The 15874-nt window shown below is 67.2% G+C and carries 18 protein-coding genes; 12 read left to right on the forward strand and 6 right to left on the reverse strand.

Translation table 11 applies throughout. The annotated features are described in order from the left end of the window. Nucleotides 1–242: 242 nt before the first annotated feature. The gene (locus HPY32_RS17500) at nt 243–1199 is read left to right on the forward strand and encodes a hypothetical protein (RefSeq protein ID WP_231951371.1); all 957 of its coding nucleotides are present in this window, start codon (nt 243–245) and stop codon (nt 1197–1199) included. A gap of 52 nt (nt 1200–1251) precedes the next feature. Then, complete coding sequence (fabG, locus tag HPY32_RS17505) at nt 1252–1950, forward strand: 3-oxoacyl-ACP reductase FabG (RefSeq protein WP_067579814.1); 699 nt, start codon at nt 1252–1254, stop codon at nt 1948–1950. A 172-nt stretch (nt 1951–2122) separates the two neighbouring features. Here fabG and HPY32_RS45695 read toward each other — a convergent pair whose 3' ends face one another. Both HPY32_RS45695 and HPY32_RS17510 read right to left on the reverse strand, forming a co-directional pair. Beyond that, a complete protein-coding gene (locus HPY32_RS45695; protein ID WP_269456473.1) occupies nt 2123–2251 on the reverse strand; it encodes a hypothetical protein in 129 nt (42 codons plus the stop codon). Nucleotides 2252–2352: 101 nt separating this feature from the next. Beyond that, nucleotides 2353–2679 carry a hypothetical protein gene (locus HPY32_RS17510; protein ID WP_067579812.1) on the reverse strand — a complete coding sequence of 109 codons (327 nt, stop codon included), beginning with the start codon at nt 2677–2679 and terminating at the stop codon, nt 2353–2355. A gap of 194 nt (nt 2680–2873) precedes the next feature. Here HPY32_RS17510 and HPY32_RS17515 point away from each other — a divergent pair, with 194 nt between their 5' ends. From HPY32_RS17515 to HPY32_RS17530, 4 genes are all read left to right on the forward strand, one after another. Next, nucleotides 2874–3596: a hypothetical protein gene (locus tag HPY32_RS17515; protein ID WP_067579810.1), complete on the forward strand. Its 723-nt coding sequence runs from the start codon at nt 2874–2876 to the stop codon at nt 3594–3596. A gap of 236 nt (nt 3597–3832) precedes the next feature. After that, nucleotides 3833–4117: a hypothetical protein gene (locus HPY32_RS17520; RefSeq protein WP_067579808.1), complete on the forward strand. Its 285-nt coding sequence runs from the start codon at nt 3833–3835 to the stop codon at nt 4115–4117. A 637-nt stretch (nt 4118–4754) separates the two neighbouring features. Then, the gene (locus tag HPY32_RS17525) at nt 4755–5405 is read left to right on the forward strand and encodes a DUF8548 family protein (RefSeq protein WP_156673996.1); all 651 of its coding nucleotides are present in this window, start codon (nt 4755–4757) and stop codon (nt 5403–5405) included. Continuing rightward, the gene (locus HPY32_RS17530; RefSeq protein ID WP_082870714.1) at nt 5398–5838 is read left to right on the forward strand and encodes a hypothetical protein; all 441 of its coding nucleotides are present in this window, start codon (nt 5398–5400) and stop codon (nt 5836–5838) included. Before HPY32_RS17525 ends, HPY32_RS17530 begins: the two co-directional genes overlap by 8 nt. A gap of 614 nt (nt 5839–6452) precedes the next feature. Here HPY32_RS17530 and HPY32_RS17535 read toward each other — a convergent pair. From HPY32_RS17535 to HPY32_RS17545, 3 genes are all read right to left on the reverse strand, one after another. Continuing rightward, the gene (locus tag HPY32_RS17535) at nt 6453–6833 is read right to left on the reverse strand and encodes a hypothetical protein (protein WP_067579804.1); all 381 of its coding nucleotides are present in this window, start codon (nt 6831–6833) and stop codon (nt 6453–6455) included. 123 nt (nt 6834–6956) lie between these two features. Further along, nucleotides 6957–7442, reverse strand: coding sequence for a MarR family winged helix-turn-helix transcriptional regulator (locus HPY32_RS17540; protein ID WP_067579802.1), 486 nt, complete (start codon nt 7440–7442; stop codon nt 6957–6959). Nucleotides 7443–7484: 42 nt separating this feature from the next. Then, nucleotides 7485–8660: an alpha-hydroxy-acid oxidizing protein gene (locus HPY32_RS17545; RefSeq protein ID WP_067579800.1), complete on the reverse strand. Its 1176-nt coding sequence runs from the start codon at nt 8658–8660 to the stop codon at nt 7485–7487. 90 nt (nt 8661–8750) lie between these two features. Between HPY32_RS17545 and HPY32_RS17550 the strand changes: the two genes are divergently transcribed. After that, nucleotides 8751–9734: an NAD(P)H-quinone oxidoreductase gene (locus tag HPY32_RS17550; RefSeq protein WP_067579798.1), complete on the forward strand. Its 984-nt coding sequence runs from the start codon at nt 8751–8753 to the stop codon at nt 9732–9734. 64 nt (nt 9735–9798) lie between these two features. On the opposite strand, the gene HPY32_RS17555 is transcribed toward HPY32_RS17550, so the two are convergent. Beyond that, complete coding sequence (locus tag HPY32_RS17555; RefSeq protein WP_067579796.1) at nt 9799–11004, reverse strand: cysteine desulfurase-like protein; 1206 nt, start codon at nt 11002–11004, stop codon at nt 9799–9801. Between the two features lie 252 nt (nt 11005–11256). Between HPY32_RS17555 and HPY32_RS17560 the strand changes: the two genes are divergently transcribed. The 5 genes from HPY32_RS17560 (at nt 11257) to rsgA (ending at nt 15819) form a co-directional block, all read left to right on the forward strand. Beyond that, a complete protein-coding gene (locus HPY32_RS17560) occupies nt 11257–11844 on the forward strand; it encodes a bacterial proteasome activator family protein (RefSeq protein WP_171982905.1) in 588 nt (195 codons plus the stop codon). 138 nt (nt 11845–11982) lie between these two features. After that, nucleotides 11983–12798: a galactan export ABC transporter permease subunit Wzm/RfbD gene (wzm, locus tag HPY32_RS17565; protein ID WP_067579794.1), complete on the forward strand. Its 816-nt coding sequence runs from the start codon at nt 11983–11985 to the stop codon at nt 12796–12798. Between the two features lie 8 nt (nt 12799–12806). Next, on the forward strand, nt 12807–13628 hold the full coding sequence (gene wzt / locus HPY32_RS17570; RefSeq protein WP_067584877.1) for a galactan export ABC transporter ATP-binding subunit Wzt/RfbE: 822 nt from the start codon (nt 12807–12809) through the stop codon (nt 13626–13628). Then, entirely contained in the window at nt 13625–14524 is a 900-nt protein-coding gene (gene glfT1, locus HPY32_RS17575) for a galactofuranosyltransferase GlfT1 (RefSeq protein ID WP_067579792.1), read from the forward strand. Before wzt ends, glfT1 begins: the two co-directional genes overlap by 4 nt. 245 nt (nt 14525–14769) lie before the next feature. After that, nucleotides 14770–15819, forward strand: a complete 1050-nt coding sequence (gene rsgA / locus HPY32_RS17580) for a ribosome small subunit-dependent GTPase A (protein ID WP_067579790.1) — start codon at nt 14770–14772, stop codon at nt 15817–15819. Nucleotides 15820–15874 lie beyond the last annotated feature (55 nt).

The following is a 15874-nucleotide window of genomic DNA, read 5'->3' on the forward strand; positions in this document are numbered from 1 at the left end:
TTGCGCATCCGGAAGCGGACCCACCGTGTGGAGGGCCTCCTGCTTCCGGAGGGGAATCGCTCACCGCCCGGCGCTGCCGCAGCGCCCGGCGCCGCAGCGGGGGCGAAGGTAGCAACTCCGCCTGGAACCTGGCAAACTTCAATGCTCGAAGCTTCAATCAGGCGGGACCGCTTGCGAACTGGTGTTATTCGGTGTTGCTGCAGTAATCCGGCCGACCAGAAAGTTCTAAATGGAAGTGTTCTATGCTGTCGGCCATGACGCTTCCAGCGGCATGGATTGCTGTAGACATCATCGGAACCCGGGTGCACGGCGAGGTGTTCATCCACTCGGCGGCGGGACGACGCGTGGCGCGTCCGCTGCGGCGGGTGGCGTCCAAGCTGGGGTTCGACCGGTCGGGCGAGGCGGTGTTTACCGCGCTGGTCGAGTCCGCACTCGCTGGCCGCGACGTGGCGGCGGTTCCGGGACTTGTGGTCGAAACCCATCGCATCGACGCCGCGGACGGAACGGCAGTCGCGCTCGTCGTCTGGGCCGCCACCACCGCACCGCCACCGCGGCCCACCTACAACGTGTGGGTGCTGGACATGACGGCGATGACCACCCGCACCTCCGGCGACGACCCAAGCCTTATCGGTGACGGCCGCAACGCTGGTGAAGAGCGGCACGTGCAGTATCTGTTCACCTACCTGTGCCCCGAGGATGCCTGGAGCATGTGCGGTGGCTATTACGACGCGCTGACCGGCGATGACGGGTTGCTGATCGACTCCTACTGGTCGCTACGCCCGACGGAGCAGTGGGTGCACATGTGGTCCAGTTGCCGCCTGCGCGTGACGGACAAGGGTCGCCAGCGCACCTTGTACGGGCTGACCCTGGTGCTGAATAAGCGGGAGAACTTCACCTCGAACATATCCTCACTCGTCCGGTTCACCCGGGCGACGCTGCTTCTGGTGGAGAAGAAGAACCGGATCCCGATCACCACAGTGGGCCGGCTGGCCCCGCTCGGTGAGAACCGGGTCTGCGAAGTGCTCGATCAGGTCGACCTCGACGAGTTGGCCGCCCCGGACTCCGGGGACGGTATTGAGCAGAAGATCCGCATCGAAGGACAGCCGTTCGTCGCCACGAAGTTCGCATTGCACAGCGTGCAGGAACGCCACGGCGACCCGGTGGCGATCATCCTGCTGACCGAGGACTCCGCTGCCTGACAATTCACCAGACCGATTCGTCTTATACTCAAAAACTTTGGAGGTTTGTGCCGTGCGTGTCCTAGTCACCGGAGCCAATCGCGGAATCGGTGCCGCGGTAGCCACTCACCTTGTCACCGAAGGGCATACGGTGTGGGGTACCCATCGCGGTGCCGCCGTCCCCAACGGGGTTCGGCCCGTGGAATGCGATGTCACCGACACCGAATCCATCGATCGCGCATTCAAACTCATCGAGGCCGAGGACGGGCCGGTCGAAGGGGTCGTGGCCAACGCGGGCATCACCGATGACACTCTGGTGATGCGCATGAGCGACGAGCAGTTCCTGCGCGTCATCGACACCAACCTCGCCGGTGTGTTCCGGGTTGTGCGCCGCGCGTCACGCAACATGCTCAAACACCGCAGCGGCCGCATCGTCATCATCGGTTCGGCCAGCGGACTGTCCGGGATGCCGGGGCAGGTCAACTACACCGCCGCCAAGGCAGGCGTGGTGGGCATCGCCCGCAGCATCGCCCGGGAACTGGGCTCGCGCTCGATCACCGCCAACGTCATCGCCCCCGGATTCACCGAGACCGACATGGCCGCCGCCGTCAGCGACACCGTCGTCGAAAAAGCGCTCTCACACATCCCACTCGGCCGCTTCGGCAAGCCCGAGGAGATCGCTTCCACCGCCGCCTTCCTGCTCTCCCCCGGTGCCGCCTACATCACCGGCACTGTCATCAATGTCGACGGCGGCATCGGCATGGGCCACTGAATCCTCCGCACGGTTAGCCGGGGTATCTACCGCACACGGCAGTTGCCCCACTGAACACACGACACCCCGGGCGGTGCGGCGCTACGGCCCACCCTGACGGCGGCATCTCGACGAATGCCGCACCACCCGGCGGACCTGCTCTCGGCACCGATAAACCCAACGCTGCACCGAATCACCCTGCGCCGCTATCGGATTCCAGCGTGACGGCCATGGCCTCGAGCATCGACAGTGATCCGCCGATCACTCTCGCCGCACGCAGCTGCGTGGCCGTGCGCGCCTGGCCCACGGTCTGGTCACGCACATATCACTCGAGTGCTTCCAGGATCACCGACGGCAGTGACCGGCCGTCACCCTTGGCCCCGCTGCCGGGGCGGTACTCCCCGGCAGCGGGCCGTGGACGTGCTACGACGTGGCCAGTCGCAGGTTGGGCCAGCCCACCCACACCTCACCGCCGGGCATGACCCGGCGACGTTCCCCCTCGGCCAGCTCCTCGAGATAGTCGCGGACCGCCGACGGGTCCGCGCCGTCGCCGTCACGGGCGGCCAGCTCGCGGGCCAGGTCGAACATGACCAGCGTGACCTGCTCCGCGTGCTCGGCGGTCAGGGTCATCCCGTCCAGGCCACGCTCGGCCTCGGAGTTGTCGCGGCCCACGCAGCCGGTCAAGAAACCCACCCCCGCATGCGCGTCCCGCACCCGCTGCAACACCACCGCCTCGATCGCCGTCACCATCCCCATCCTCTCCCCCGGCCAACCCGGGCTCTCGCTCGTGCACACAACATAGCTCGAAAACCGACCCGATCAAGCCCGTCCGCATAATCGAAAAGTGTTGTGCAGCACTGATTTTCACCGATTTTCGGAGTTGACTTCACCGGGCCGTGTCGAGCTAGCGTGTGCGTACACCGACCAGGCACGGAGGAAACCCCATGAACCCCAACCGATTCGACAACGACGAGAACCAGAACAACCACGACGGTTCCCCCGGCGGTCGGGTGTATGTCGCTGTCCTCAGCTACCTCGGCACCCGGCCCCGGATTCTCCTCGACATGATCGACTGCGACCCCCATGCCGCCGACGACGACACGCCTTGCACCGATCTGCGCGCCATGCGCGAATGGGCCGAAGAAAGTATCGCCCGCGAGGTAGCCAAGGCCGCGCAGTTCGCCCCGACCGGTCGCCTGTACGGGCAGCTTCGCGTCGATATCGCGGCGGTCACGCCGCAGCAGTGCGACGACTTCGACTGGTACATCACCGACGACACCATCGTTGCCCGTATCGAGTGGACCCGCGCCACCGGGACCACGCCCTGGCAGACCGACGGCCCCTACAGCTGGGACCCCTTCTCGACCTACGACCGCTACGACCTCACCCCCGACGAGATCGACCAGATATTCGCCCTCGCCGCCGACACCACCGACTGGAACGACAACGGGTGGGGATACATTCACACCTACATCCCCCACCATGGCCGCGTCTACACCGTCGCACTCCGCCGAGACCACACCGGGGCGCAGCAGGCGATCATCGACCACCGATACAACGCGGACGGGCACGACCACATCGGTGCGAAGGCTCCCCACCCGCTCAACACCCGCATCGTCGCCACCGCCACCACGACAGCGCGCCAGAGCGCACCGCCACAGGGATAGCCCACCGCATCGCACCACGGCCACACAGGCTCCTACGGCCGGGGCGCGGCACCAACCCGCCCCGGCCGCGCATCGAACCACATCCCCACCGGGCAGCCCGCCGCCCTGATCGACCCGATTCCCGTAATACGTTCCGGCACAACAATTTTCGGCACTGCCGCGCTTGACTGCCGACCCCGGTCCAGAGCTAGCGTGTTGATGCAAAGAGCAATACGAACCAACCGAGGAGGACCCTCGTGTACACCGTCACCTTCAACGATGTCGCCCACATCAACGACGTCGACGGCTTCGAGATCACCTTCCCCTTCCCCGACCGCGTCGGCATCGTGGTCGCCGATCCCGCCAAAGCGGCACTGGCGAACTACTACATGGCCTGGGCCCTGGCCGCGCCCACCTACATCGAGGCGGTCGGCGACGTCGACCGCGCGATGATCGCCCTGGTCGCCGACGAGCACCGCCACATCGACGGCAACGGCCACACCCTGGTGTACTGGCCCGACACCGTCACCCTCACCGACTGACCGGCCTAACCCCGGCCGCCGCCGTCACACCCGGCGGCAGTCCCACACCGCGCCCCGGCCCAGAGCCGGGGCCTTCGCGCTTTCCCCACGCACCCATCCAGCCTGGCGCAGGCACCGAATCTTTTGCAGGTGCGTAGGTTTCCCCGCATGCGCGCCCGTTCGGATACGGAAACGCACGCGACCCGGTAACGGTGCGGCGAACCCCTCGGCGCGCGGCACCGCGCACCGCCGCACCCGCCGCCCCTGCTACACCGCCCGTAGCCACCGCCGAGGCCGCGCCGCGCGCAACACCCGGCCCACGCCCACGGAGGCTCTCGACTCGTGCCGACGCCGCGATCACGCCCCGCCCGGCCGCCGCACGCAGTTCCACCTCGACCTCGACATGATCGGCAGCGAATTCCGCAGCAGCTAGCAAATGTTGACGGAACGGTCGTGTCGACGGCCGGAAATGCCGGAGCCGACCTCTGGGTGATCAGCTCGTCAACAAATCGTCCACGCACCCGGTAGCCGTCTTCCGGGAGTTCCCGCTGCACGGGACCTTCGTTACTTCCGATCTGACGGCTCAGCCGCGACCAGTCCGCCCGCCGATGGAGCGGAAGTGCGTAACCCCGCCATGAGATGCGGCGATGATACGGCCATGCCCCCTGACCCGGATCACGTCGATAGGGTATTGCGGCGCTTTGTGTCTCTCGGCCTCGAGCCACGAAAGGCCGAACGTCGATGGAACCACATCGGCGGATTGATCACCGACGCAGCGCTTCAGCCACGGACGAAGTACAAGACCATTGTCCTTCCGCGGGTGCGGCGAGTGATCTCGGACTGGCCGGATGCCGATGTGCTGTCCGGTTTCCTGCGCCGACTCGAAACCCACGATCTCGCGGATACCCTGCGATGGCGACCGGCATCACGCAAACTGAACGTCATCGGCGATCTCACCACAGTGCTGCACAGGCTTGGGATCGAGACGGTGAGCGAACTGGGCAACTGCTACGACGGGACAGAGCGCGAGCAACGGACACGTCGCGCGCTGCGCAGTGTGAAGTTCGTCGGACCCAAAACCGTTGACTACATCGCGATTCTGACCGGATCGACGAACCATGTCGCCGTCGACGCCCATATCGCCAGGTTCGTTCGCGACGCCGGCGTGTGTGACGGTACCTACCAGGCGGTCGGTGCACTCATCGTTCAGGTCGCTGATGAATTGGGTTGCAGCGCAGGCGCGCTCGACGCAGCAATCTGGAACCACATGAGCGGGCGGGAACAGCGACAGGACAGCACAGATGCGTGATCTACCGAAACCGCGGAGCAACGGCCGTCTCTACATCGCCACCGGCACACCGTACCGGCAAGCGTTGAGGGACTACTTCAACGAAGAAGGCACCGCAGAGGTCTGGAAACTAGACCGCAGTTACCGCGCCGGTGATCTCCTGCTGACCGTCATCACAACCTCACCACGCATGTTCATCACGCTGGAAGTCGCACAGGCCGACGGTGCCGACACCAACGACATCCAGGTCGACTGGAACCGAAGCGTCGAGTTCGAGAACGGTATCCTGGCCGATGCCGTCGCCTACCGCGCCGGAATGCGCATCGAGTACCAGGACTACTACCAGGGAACACCGGCTCGACGCATCTGGAAAGCCCTCGATGAGGAATACCGGCTCAACAGACCGTGGTTCACTCCCGACCGCTGGAAGGAGCTGCGCGACGACCCGGAGTGATCGCCAGAATAGCGCGTCACCGATCCCGCGCAGCCGCATCCGGCGACTCACCACGCCGCATAGCCAATCCTTCACAAGCCCCCAACGGTAAGACCAACCCGTCCCCGATCAACCTTTCGGCGCCGGGTAAGTCATCGGACCCACACCACCAACGACACCACAATCGGCCGAACCTCAAGAGCAACAAGCTTGAAAACCGCCGTGGCTCATGCACAAGAACACACCACAATGCCGCATATCGGCCGTTCGGGAACGCGGCGTCCGCCAATCAAAAGCGCGATAACCTATTCCATTTTCATAACGCCATCGGTGGTCCCACGACTGGCAACGTGGTGGTCCCGCAACAGCGGTGGCAAACTACATTCTCACTGCCATCACCGATGTGGGTCCGACCAGAAGCCGGAACCCAGGGGCGGGCCCGGCGGTGGTTTCGACTCCGGATCGGCGTTGATCGCGTCAACACCTGGCACTAGTGTATTGGTTGCAAACCAGCCGAAATCACCTGAGATGCAACGAATCACGCTGGTCGCGCGGTTGACCTGGGAGAAACGACAGGTTCAAATCCCACACCCACCGCAAGGGCTCCCCCCTATTCGGCTGTCGGTGATTTGTGGTCAGTTGGTGACTTGTAGGTTTCCGATGATGCTGTTCGGCAAGTCGTAGCAATTGGTGCGGGTGAAGGTGCGCTGGATGCCGTTGTGGGATATATCGGTGTAGGTGCCGTTGTAATTTCCGGCGCAGAGGTGGGTGACGGGGCCGGGGACCGGTTTGTCGATGGTGCCGGTGCCCTCGTAGCATTCCGTGAAGGTTCCGCCCCCGCTTTCGGGGACCATGTAGGTGATGCGGAGGGAGTTGACGGGGTCGGTGGCGCAGTCGACTATCTGGATCGTGTCGTTGGGGGCGGCGGTGGGCGGTGCGGCGTAGGCGGCGGTGGGGAGCAGTGCGAAACCTGCGGTGAGCGAGGCCGCGGCGACCACGGTGCGAATTACGTTCATGAAATCATTTCTCCTGCCGGGTAATTGCGAGGCAATCGTGGCATCGCGGGCGCGGGAGAAACAAGACCGGCTTACTTCATAATCATTAACCGACGCTAATAGATGCGCGTCGGTGAAACATCCTCAGCGCGTGCCCAATTCCTTGTCCACCCGTTCGAACGTCTCGCCGATGACGGTGAGCTCCTCGGGGGTGATGAGGTCTACGAACGCCTGGCGGACCGCCTCGACGTGGCCGGGGGCGGCCTCGGCCAGGCGGCGCATGCCCTCGTCGGTGAGGTGGGCCCGGACGCCGCGGCCGTCCTCCTCGCAGCTGGTCCGGCGGACCATGCCCTGTTCCTCCATGCGGCGGATCTGGTGGGTCAGGCGGCTGCGGGAGGACAGGACGCCGTCGGCCAGGTCACTCATGCGCAGGGAGCGATCGGGGGCCTCGGAAAGCAGGACGAGGATGCGGTATTCGGCGAGGCTGAGGTCGCTGTCGCGCTGGAGCTGGCGGTTGAGCTCGGACATGAGGCGCTGGTGGCCGTCCATATAGGCACGCCAGGCTTGCTGCTGCGCCGGGCTGAGCCATCTCGGCTCCGGCGCCGTGCGACCGCTCGGTTCGTAAGCCATACGACCATTCTATTAAACGGGAGTTGTACGCCCGTATGGTGGTCAGGGAGCCGGCGCCAGCAGCGACCGATCCAGTTCGGCGATCCGGGTCTGCCCCGAAAGACCCATGGCGGCATCCAAATCCGCGAGCAGCAGGCGCAGGGCGTGCCGGACACCGGCCGCACCGGCGATGCCCAGGCCGTAGGCCCACGGCCGCCCGTACAGGACCGCGCGGGCGCCGAGGGCCAGGGCGACCATCACATCGGAGCCGGTCCGGATCCCCGAATCGAACAGGACCTGGGCGCGGTCACCGATCGCGGCGACGATGCCGGGAAGGGCGTCCAGGGCCCCGATCGCGCCGTCGACCTGGCGGCCGCCGTGATTGCTCACCACCACCGCGTCGGCCCCGGCCTCGACCAGCAGCCGCGCGTCGTCGGGGTGCACGATGCCCTTCACCGCGATCGGTAGCTCGGTCCACTCCCGCAGCTTGGCGATATCCGCGGGGCGCAGGCCGTGATTGCCGAACAGGCTCACCCAGGTGAGGACCGCGGCGCGGCGCGCGTCCTCGCCCGACTCCGGGTCGGCGCTCAGCTTGGCGCGGAAGACCGGATCGGACAGATAGTTCACGATGCCCTTGCCCTGTAGGAACGGCAGATGGCCCAGTTCCAGATCGCGCGGCCGCCACCCCATGCTCGGGGTGTCGGCGGTGACCACGATGGCGGTGGCCCCGGCCTTGCCCGCCCGGTCGACCAGCGAATGAGCCAGTTCGTCGTCGTTGGGCCAGTACAGCTGGTACCACCACGCCCCGGCCGCCGGGCCGACCTCCTCGATCGGGGTGGAGGCCGCCGTGGACAGCACCATGCCGATGCCCAGCTCCCGGGTCGCCTCGGCGACCGCGATCTCGCCGCGCTCGTGCAGCAGCTCCAATACCCCTATCGGGGCGGTCAGCACCGGCGCGGCCAGCCGGGTGCCGAGCACCTCCACCGACAGATCGCGCGCGCCCGGACCGCTGGACCCGCGCCACATCCGCGGCACGATCCGATGCCGGTCGAACGCGGCCAGATTCGCGGCGGCGGTGCGCTCGGCGGAGGCGCTGCCCGCGACGTAGGCGTACGCCTGTGGGGGCAGCACCGCGCGGGCCCGCTCGTCCAGGCCCGCCGCCGTCATCGGCAGTTCGGGCACGGCGCCCCCGAGCCCGGCGAGATAGATCTCGTTCTGGAAGTCGGCGAAGCTGCTCATTCCGGCCACGCTAGTCGGCTCCGACGGTCTGCGGAACGGGTTGCGGTGCCGGGTCTCGTGGCGGCGCGCCCGGCGTCGTATGGTCACGGTATGCATGCGGTGATACTCGACGGTTTCGGCGGGCCCGAGGTGTTGCGCTGGGCGGAGGCGCCCGACCCGCCCGCGCCCGGTCCGGGTGAGGTCGCGATCGATGTGGTCGCCGCGGGGGTGAATCGCGCGGATCTGTTGCAGCGGCAGGGTTTCTACCCGCCGCCGCCCGGGGCCAGCGAGATCCTGGGCCTGGAATGCTCGGGCGTCATCGCCGCGGTCGGGCCCGGAGTGACCGAATGGCAACCCGGCGATCGGGTCTGCGCGCTGCTGTCCGGAGGCGGATACGCCGAGCGGGTGGTGGCGCCCGAGGGACAGGTGCTGCCGGTGCCCGAGGGGCTGGATCTGGTTGCGGCGGCGGCGCTTCCGGAGGTCGCGGCCACGGTCTGGTCGAATGTGGTGATGCGGGCGGGCCTGCGGGCCGGGCAGCTGCTGCTGATTCACGGCGGCGGCAGCGGGATCGGCACCCACGCGATCCAGGTGGCGACGGCGCTGGGGGCGCGGGTCGCGGTCACGGCGGGGTCGCAGTACAAGCTGGATCGCTGCAAGGAACTCGGGGCCAGCATCCTGATCAATTATCGCGAGGAGGATTTCGTCGCGGTCCTCGGCGAATTCGGTGGCGCCGACGTCATTCTGGACAATATGGGTGCGGCGTATCTGGAGCGCAATGTCGACACGCTCGCCGAGGACGGCCAGCTGTGCATCGTCGGAATGCAGGGCGGGGTCCGGGGCGAGGTGAATCTGTCCGCGCTGCTGGGCAAGCGCGGCACCGTGCACGCCACCAACCTGCGCCGCCGCCCCGCCACCGGACGCTCCAGCAAGGCGGAGATCATCGCCGAGCTGCGCCGCCACCTGTGGCCGCTGATCGCCGACGGCACCGTCGTCCCGGTCGTGCACGCCGAGGTGCCGGTCGCGGAAGCCGCTCGGGCACATGAGCTTCCGGATTCGGCGGAGACTGTCGGGAAGGTTTTGTTGCGAATTCGGTAGTGCGGCGGTGAGATCCCGGCCAAAAGCATGCCGGGATCAGGGAGATACTGTCGGCATACCGGGGTCAGTGCTCCAGTGAGGTAAGAACTCGCCCCAGCTGGTCTATTTCGAATTTGGTTGTGTACGGGGCCAATCCGATGGTGACCGCGCCGCCCTCGTCGTTGACGCCGAGGGCGTCGAGCAGGCGGCTGCCGCCGTGGACGCCGCTGACGGTGCCGATGCGGTGGTCGGCCAGCTTGGCCGAAACCTTTTCGGCCTGCATGCCCGCGATCGTGAAACTGACGGTGGGGATTCGGGTGGAGGCGCGGCCGATCACCGTCAGATTCGGGATGCGGTCCAGCACCTCCATCAGATGCTCGAACAGGTGGTCGTGATAGTCCTGCAGCGAGGTGACCGAGATTTCCAGACGCTCGCGCCGGGTGCCCGCGGCCTGTTCGTCGAGCCCCGCCAGATAGTCGATGGAGGTGGTGAGCCCGGCCAGCAGCGCGTACTGGTGGCCGCCGACCTCGAGCCGCTCGGCGCCTTTGGCGTAGGGGTTCAACGACATCGACGGAATGCGGTCCAGGAAGGCCGGGTCGCGGAACACCAGCGCGCCGATCTGCGGGCCGCCCCATGCGGGCGCGGACAGCGCCACCACGTCGGCGTTCAGCTCGGCGATATCGATCAGCGCGTACGGCGCGGCGCCGAAGCAGTCGGCGACCAGCAGGCCGCCCACCTCGTGCACGCGATCGGCGGCAACCCGCACCGCCGGCGCGGAACCCACGATCGGCGACGCGGCCGTCAAGGCGACCAGACGCGCGGTGGGCCCGATCAGCTCCTCGAACTGCCAGGCCGGCATCTCACACGTCTCGATCTCCACCTCGGCCCAACGCACGTGGGCCCCATAGCGATTGGCGATGCGCAGCCACGGCGCCACATTCGCCTCGTCGTCCAGACGCGACAGCACGATCCCGGTACCCAGCCCCAGTCGGGAGCTCAGTGATTCGGCCAGCCAGGCCAGCAGCACCGCTCGATCCGGGCCCAGCACAACGCCTGCCGGGTCGCCACCGACCAGATCGGCGACCGCCTCCCGGGCCGAATCCAGGATGGCGGCGCTGCGCCGGGCGGCACCGTGCCGGTTGGCATGTGAAAAGGCAGAGGTCCGGAAACCCGTTGACACCGCGCGAGATACCGAGTCCGGGACCAGCATGCCCGCCTGCGGATCGAGATGGATCCAGCCGTCGCCCAGGGACGGTATCAACCCCCGAACCCTCGCGACGTCGTAAGTCATGTGGGCCACTCTAAGGGCAGGGGGCAAGTCGGCGTAACCGTGTCGCCGGCAACCGAGCGGTTTTCCGGCCGAGCCCATCGCACGGGCCGACAACACGGGTAACCAGGTGGGATATCACGCAGCATGGCAACCGACTTTCAGCAAACCGAGACCACACACGAGGCGGACGAGACCGCAACAGACTACTTGCGCGCGAGCGTGCCCCGGACACCCGCTTAGCGCGTCGCGCCGGGACAGGACATGATGGAGATCATGACGCATTCGGACGGAGCATCGGATCCCATTGTGGTGATCGGGCCCGAGGGCCGGCCGTTGGTCGTTCCGGCGGGCGCCCAGGGCGAGACGCCCTTCACCGGGCAGGTCGTCGGCGAGGAGACCGGCGCGGAGCCCGGTGCCGACGGCAATGACGAATCGCTGGCCGACATGGTCGAGCAGCCGGCGAAGGTGATGCGCATCGGCACCATGATCAAACAGTTGTTGGAAGAGGTGCGGGCGGCCCCGCTGGACGACGCCAGCCGCAGCCGGCTCAAGGAGATCCACCGTACCTCGGTGCAGGAACTCGAGCAGGGCCTGTCCCCCGAACTGCGCGACGAACTGGAGCGGCTGGCGCTGCCGTTCAACGACGACTCGATCCCCTCCGACGCCGAGCTGCGCATCGCGCAGGCCCAGCTGGTCGGCTGGCTGGAGGGCCTGTTCCACGGCATCCAGACCGCGCTGTTCGCGCAGCAGATGGCCGCGCGGGCGCAGCTCGAGCAGATGCGCCACGCCCTCCCGCCGGGCATTCACGCCCAGCGGTCCGGGGATTCGAGCCCGACGGGCGGCAGCGGGCAGTACCTCTGACGCAGGGGGGATCGCCGAACCGCCGGGTCGCGGTCCCGTGCGCGCCCGGGCGCGCTGATTAGATACAGTCGCACTGTGCCTGCAGCTGCCCCTTCGGCCACCGCCGAACAGAGCCCGGCCGACGCCTCGGAGCCACTGATGTCCGATTCACAGTCGTTCGGGCGCGCCTTCTCCGACCTGCGTGACGGGTTCGCGCAGCGTGAGCTGTGGCTACAGCTGGGCTGGCAGGACATCAAGCAGCGGTACCGGCGCTCGGTGCTGGGCCCGTTCTGGATTACCATCGCCACCGGCGTGCAGGCGACGGCGATGGGCGTGCTCTATTCGGCGATCCTCGGTCAGGATCTGTGGACCTATCTGCCGTATGTCACGGTCGGCCTGATCGTGTGGAACGTGATCAATGCCGCCATCCTCGAGGGCTCGGACGTCTACATCGCCAACGAGGGCCTGATCAAACAGCTGCCGTCGGCGCTGAGCGTGCACGTGTATCGGCTGGTGTGGCGGCAATTCCTGTTCTTCGCGCACAATTTCGTCATCTATCTGGTGATGGTGCCCGCCCTGGGGATCTGGCACCACCTGCATTGGACTGCGCTGCTGGCGATTCCGGCGATCGTGCTCATTTTCCTCAACGCGATGTGGGTGTCGATCGTGTTCGGCATCTTCAGCACCCGCTACCGCGATATCGCGCCGATCCTGGGCAGCATGACGCTGATGCTGTTCGTGCTGACGCCGGTCATGTGGACCACCAAATCGCTACAGGGGCGTGTCAGCGAGCGCGCCCGGCTGGTGGAACTGGTGCCGACATTCCACTATCTGGAGATCGTGCGCGGCCCCCTGCTGGGTGACTCACCGCGACTGCTGAGCTGGGTGGTGGTCCTGACGATCACGGTCGTCGGCTGGGTGGTCGCGATCCTGGCATTGAAGCGATACCGATCCCGCGTCCCGTACTGGGTGTGAAGGGCGACATGACCGACCACGTGAGCATCGAAACCCACCGGGCGTGGGTCGAATTCCCGATCTTCGACGCCAAGTCGCGGTCGCTGAAGAAGGCGTTCCTGGGCAAGGCGGGCGGCTCGATCGGACGCAACCAATCCGATGTGGTGGTGGTCGAGGCGCTGCGCGACATCACGCTGTCGCTGAAGGAGGGCGACCGCGTCGGGCTGGTCGGCCACAACGGCGCGGGCAAGTCGACGCTGCTGCGGCTGCTGTCGGGCATCTACGAACCCACCCGCGGCAGCGCGCGCATTCGGGGCCGGGTGGCGCCGGTGTTCGACCTCGGCGTCGGCATGGACCCGGAGATCTCCGGCTACGAGAACATCCTCATCCGCGGCCTGTTCCTCGGGCAGACCCGCAAGCAGATGCTGGCCAAGGTGGACGAGATCGCCGAATTCACCGAGCTCGGCGAGTATCTGAACATGCCGCTGCGCACATACTCGACGGGTATGCGGGTGCGCCTGGCGATGGGCGTGGTGACCTCCATCGACCCGGAGATCCTGCTGCTGGACGAGGGCATCGGCGCGGTGGACGCCGAATTCATGAAGAAGGCCCGCAACCGGCTGCGTGACCTCGTCGCCCGGTCCGGAATCCTGGTATTTTGCAGCCATTCCAACGAATTTCTGGCCCAGCTCTGTGACACCGCGATCTGGATCGACCACGGGCACATGAGAATGCAGGGCGATATCGAAGAAGTGGTCCGGGCCTACGAGGGACCCGAGGCCGGCGACCACGTCGCCCAGATCCAGCGCGAGCTGGCCCGGGAACAGGAACTGGAGCGCAATTCCGCATGAGCGGCACGAACGACCGGATCATCGCGGTGGTGGTCACGCACAAGCGGCGCGAGCTGCTGGCCGAATCGCTGAAAGTGCTCTGCTCGCAGACGCATCCGATCGATCACCTGATCGTGGTCGACAACGCCAACGAGCCCGAGGTCGGCGAGCTGGTGCGGGAGCAGCCGATCGAGGCGACCTATCTGGGCTCGGAGCACAACCTCGGCGGCGCGGGCGGTTTCGCGCTCGGCATGCTGCACGCGCTGACGCTGGGCGCGGACTGGGTGTGGCTGGCCGACGACGACGGCCGCCCCGAGGGCCCCGAGGTGCTCGCGACGCTGGTGGATTGCGCGCGGCGGCACGGGCTTTCGGAGGTGTCGCCGGTGGTGTGCGATATCGACGAGCCGGACCGGCTGGCGTTCCCGCTGCGCCGCGGCGTGGTGTGGCGGCGGCTGCGTTCCGAGCTCGGCGACGAGGATTTCCTGCCCGGCATCGCCTCGCTGTTCAACGGCGCGCTGATCTCGGCCGAGGCGGTCGATGTGATCGGCGTGCCGGATCTGCGGCTGTTCGTGCGCGGCGACGAGGTGGAGGTGCACCGCCGCCTGGTGCGTTCCGGGCTGCCGTTCGGCACCTGCCTGCAGACGGCATATCTGCATCCCAACGGATCCGCGGAATTCAAGCCGATCATGGGCGGGCGCATGCACACCCAGTATCCGGACGATCCGGTCAAGCGGTACTTCACCTATCGCAATCGCGGCTATCTCATGGCACAGCCCGGAATGCGGAAACTGCTGCCGCAGGAATGGGCGCGATTCTCCTGGTTCTTCCTTGTGCAGCAGCGCGATCCGGCCGGTCTGCGAGAGTGGCTGCGACTGCGGCGCCTGGGGCGGCGCGAGCAGTTCCACAAGCCGGGCTAGACGGCGAGCCCGGGAAAATAATGTATTGCGGCCCGCGAGACGGGCTGTCATCGTTGTAGACGTCCCGCACGGGACCGCAACGTCGAGAGGCGCGAGGAGGTGGAATACGTGAAGTTCGTGACCCCGGTTGTCGCGGAAGGGCAGTGGCTGCGGTTCGGCAGCCGCGCCGCCGCGTATTCCACCCTCTGCCGCATTCACTGAGCCCTTGTCCGGGCTCGGTGCCCCGACGAAGGATGTTCCCTCTCATGGTCGATTACGACCTCCTCGAACCTTACGGCTGGAACTCGGCCGTCTCCGCCGAATACACACGGCTGCTCGACACCGGCTGGATCCCGGCCCGCGTAATCCGGATGGACCGCAGTGAATGTGATGTCGCGACCCCCTCGGGCCCGGCACGCGCACACTGCCCGCGGGCGGATACCAACGTCAGCGGCCTGTGTACCGGCGATTGGGTGGCGCTCGACGCCGACCATACGGTGCGCCGCCTGCTGCCCCGGCGCACGGCCATCGTGCGCGCGGCGGCGTCCCGGCGGTCGGACGAACAGGTGCTGGCCGCGAATGTCGATACGGTGCTGGTGTGTATCGCCGCCGACGGCGATGTCGACCTGGGCCGGATCGAGCGACTGTTGGCGCTGGCCTGGGAATCCGGCGCGCAACCGATCGTGGTGCTGACCAAAGCCGATCTGGCCGTGGACATTCCGCTCGACGAGGTGCGCGCGGCCGCTCCCGGCGCGACGACGCTGGCGGTCAGCGCCACCGGCGGCTGGGGCATGGACGTGCTCACCGCGCTGCTGGACGGCACCGTGGCGCTGATCGGCCCGTCCGGCGCGGGAAAGTCGACGCTGGCCAATGCGCTGCTGGGCGCGGAGGTGTTCGCCACCGGCGAGGTTCGCGCGAGCGACAAGCGCGGGCGGCACACCACCGTGCAGCGCGAGCTGCGGCCGCTGCCGGGCGGCGGCACCCTGATCGATACGCCCGGACTGCGGTCGGTCGGCCTGTGGGACGCGGCCGAGGGGCTGGGGCTCGCCTTCAGCGATATCGAAACCCTGTCCGAGCGTTGCCGTTTCGCCGACTGCGCGCACGTGCACGAGCCCGGCTGCGCGGTGCGGGCCGCCGTCGAATCGGGCGAGCTGCCCCGGCGTCGGCTGGACAGCTATCTGAAGCTCCAGCGTGAGAACGAGTGGCTGGCCGCCCGCGTGGACGCCCGGTTGCGCGCCGAGCGCCTGCGGCAGTGGAAGACGATGGAGAAGTCGCAGCGCTGGGCCTATCGCGATCGGCGGTCGCGCGGACGGTAGGCGCCGAGAGTCGGCGGCGCGACCCGGGTGGTATCGCCTACTGTCGAGCCGGGGG

The sequence above is a fragment of the Nocardia terpenica genome (genome assembly GCF_013186535.1).
Taxonomy (GTDB): Bacteria; Actinomycetota; Actinomycetes; order Mycobacteriales; family Mycobacteriaceae; genus Nocardia; species Nocardia terpenica.

Bases quoted from the DNA above. Each gene is read 5' to 3' on its own strand.
- HPY32_RS17535 (WP_067579804.1), bottom strand. From the start codon at position 6,833: ATGAACGTAATTCGCACCGTGGTCGCCGCGGCCTCGCTCACCGCAGGT.
- HPY32_RS17555 (WP_067579796.1), bottom strand. From the start codon at position 11,004: ATGACTTACGACGTCGCGAGGGTTCGGGGGTTGATACCGTCCCTGGGC.
- HPY32_RS17550 (WP_067579798.1), top strand. From the start codon at position 8,751: ATGCATGCGGTGATACTCGACGGTTTCGGCGGGCCCGAGGTGTTGCGC.
- glfT1 (WP_067579792.1), top strand. From the start codon at position 13,625: ATGAGCGGCACGAACGACCGGATCATCGCGGTGGTGGTCACGCACAAG.
- rsgA (WP_067579790.1), top strand. From the start codon at position 14,770: ATGGTCGATTACGACCTCCTCGAACCTTACGGCTGGAACTCGGCCGTC.
- HPY32_RS17530 (WP_082870714.1), top strand. From the start codon at position 5,398: ATGCGTGATCTACCGAAACCGCGGAGCAACGGCCGTCTCTACATCGCC.
- HPY32_RS17560 (WP_171982905.1), top strand. From the start codon at position 11,257: ATGACGCATTCGGACGGAGCATCGGATCCCATTGTGGTGATCGGGCCC.
- wzm (WP_067579794.1), top strand. From the start codon at position 11,983: ATGTCCGATTCACAGTCGTTCGGGCGCGCCTTCTCCGACCTGCGTGAC.
- HPY32_RS17510 (WP_067579812.1), bottom strand. From the start codon at position 2,679: ATGGTGACGGCGATCGAGGCGGTGGTGTTGCAGCGGGTGCGGGACGCG.
- HPY32_RS17515 (WP_067579810.1), top strand. From the start codon at position 2,874: ATGAACCCCAACCGATTCGACAACGACGAGAACCAGAACAACCACGAC.
- wzt (WP_067584877.1), top strand. From the start codon at position 12,807: ATGACCGACCACGTGAGCATCGAAACCCACCGGGCGTGGGTCGAATTC.
- HPY32_RS17545 (WP_067579800.1), bottom strand. From the start codon at position 8,660: ATGAGCAGCTTCGCCGACTTCCAGAACGAGATCTATCTCGCCGGGCTC.
- HPY32_RS17525 (WP_156673996.1), top strand. From the start codon at position 4,755: ATGCCCCCTGACCCGGATCACGTCGATAGGGTATTGCGGCGCTTTGTG.
- HPY32_RS17500 (WP_231951371.1), top strand. From the start codon at position 243: ATGCTGTCGGCCATGACGCTTCCAGCGGCATGGATTGCTGTAGACATC.
- HPY32_RS17540 (WP_067579802.1), bottom strand. From the start codon at position 7,442: ATGGCTTACGAACCGAGCGGTCGCACGGCGCCGGAGCCGAGATGGCTC.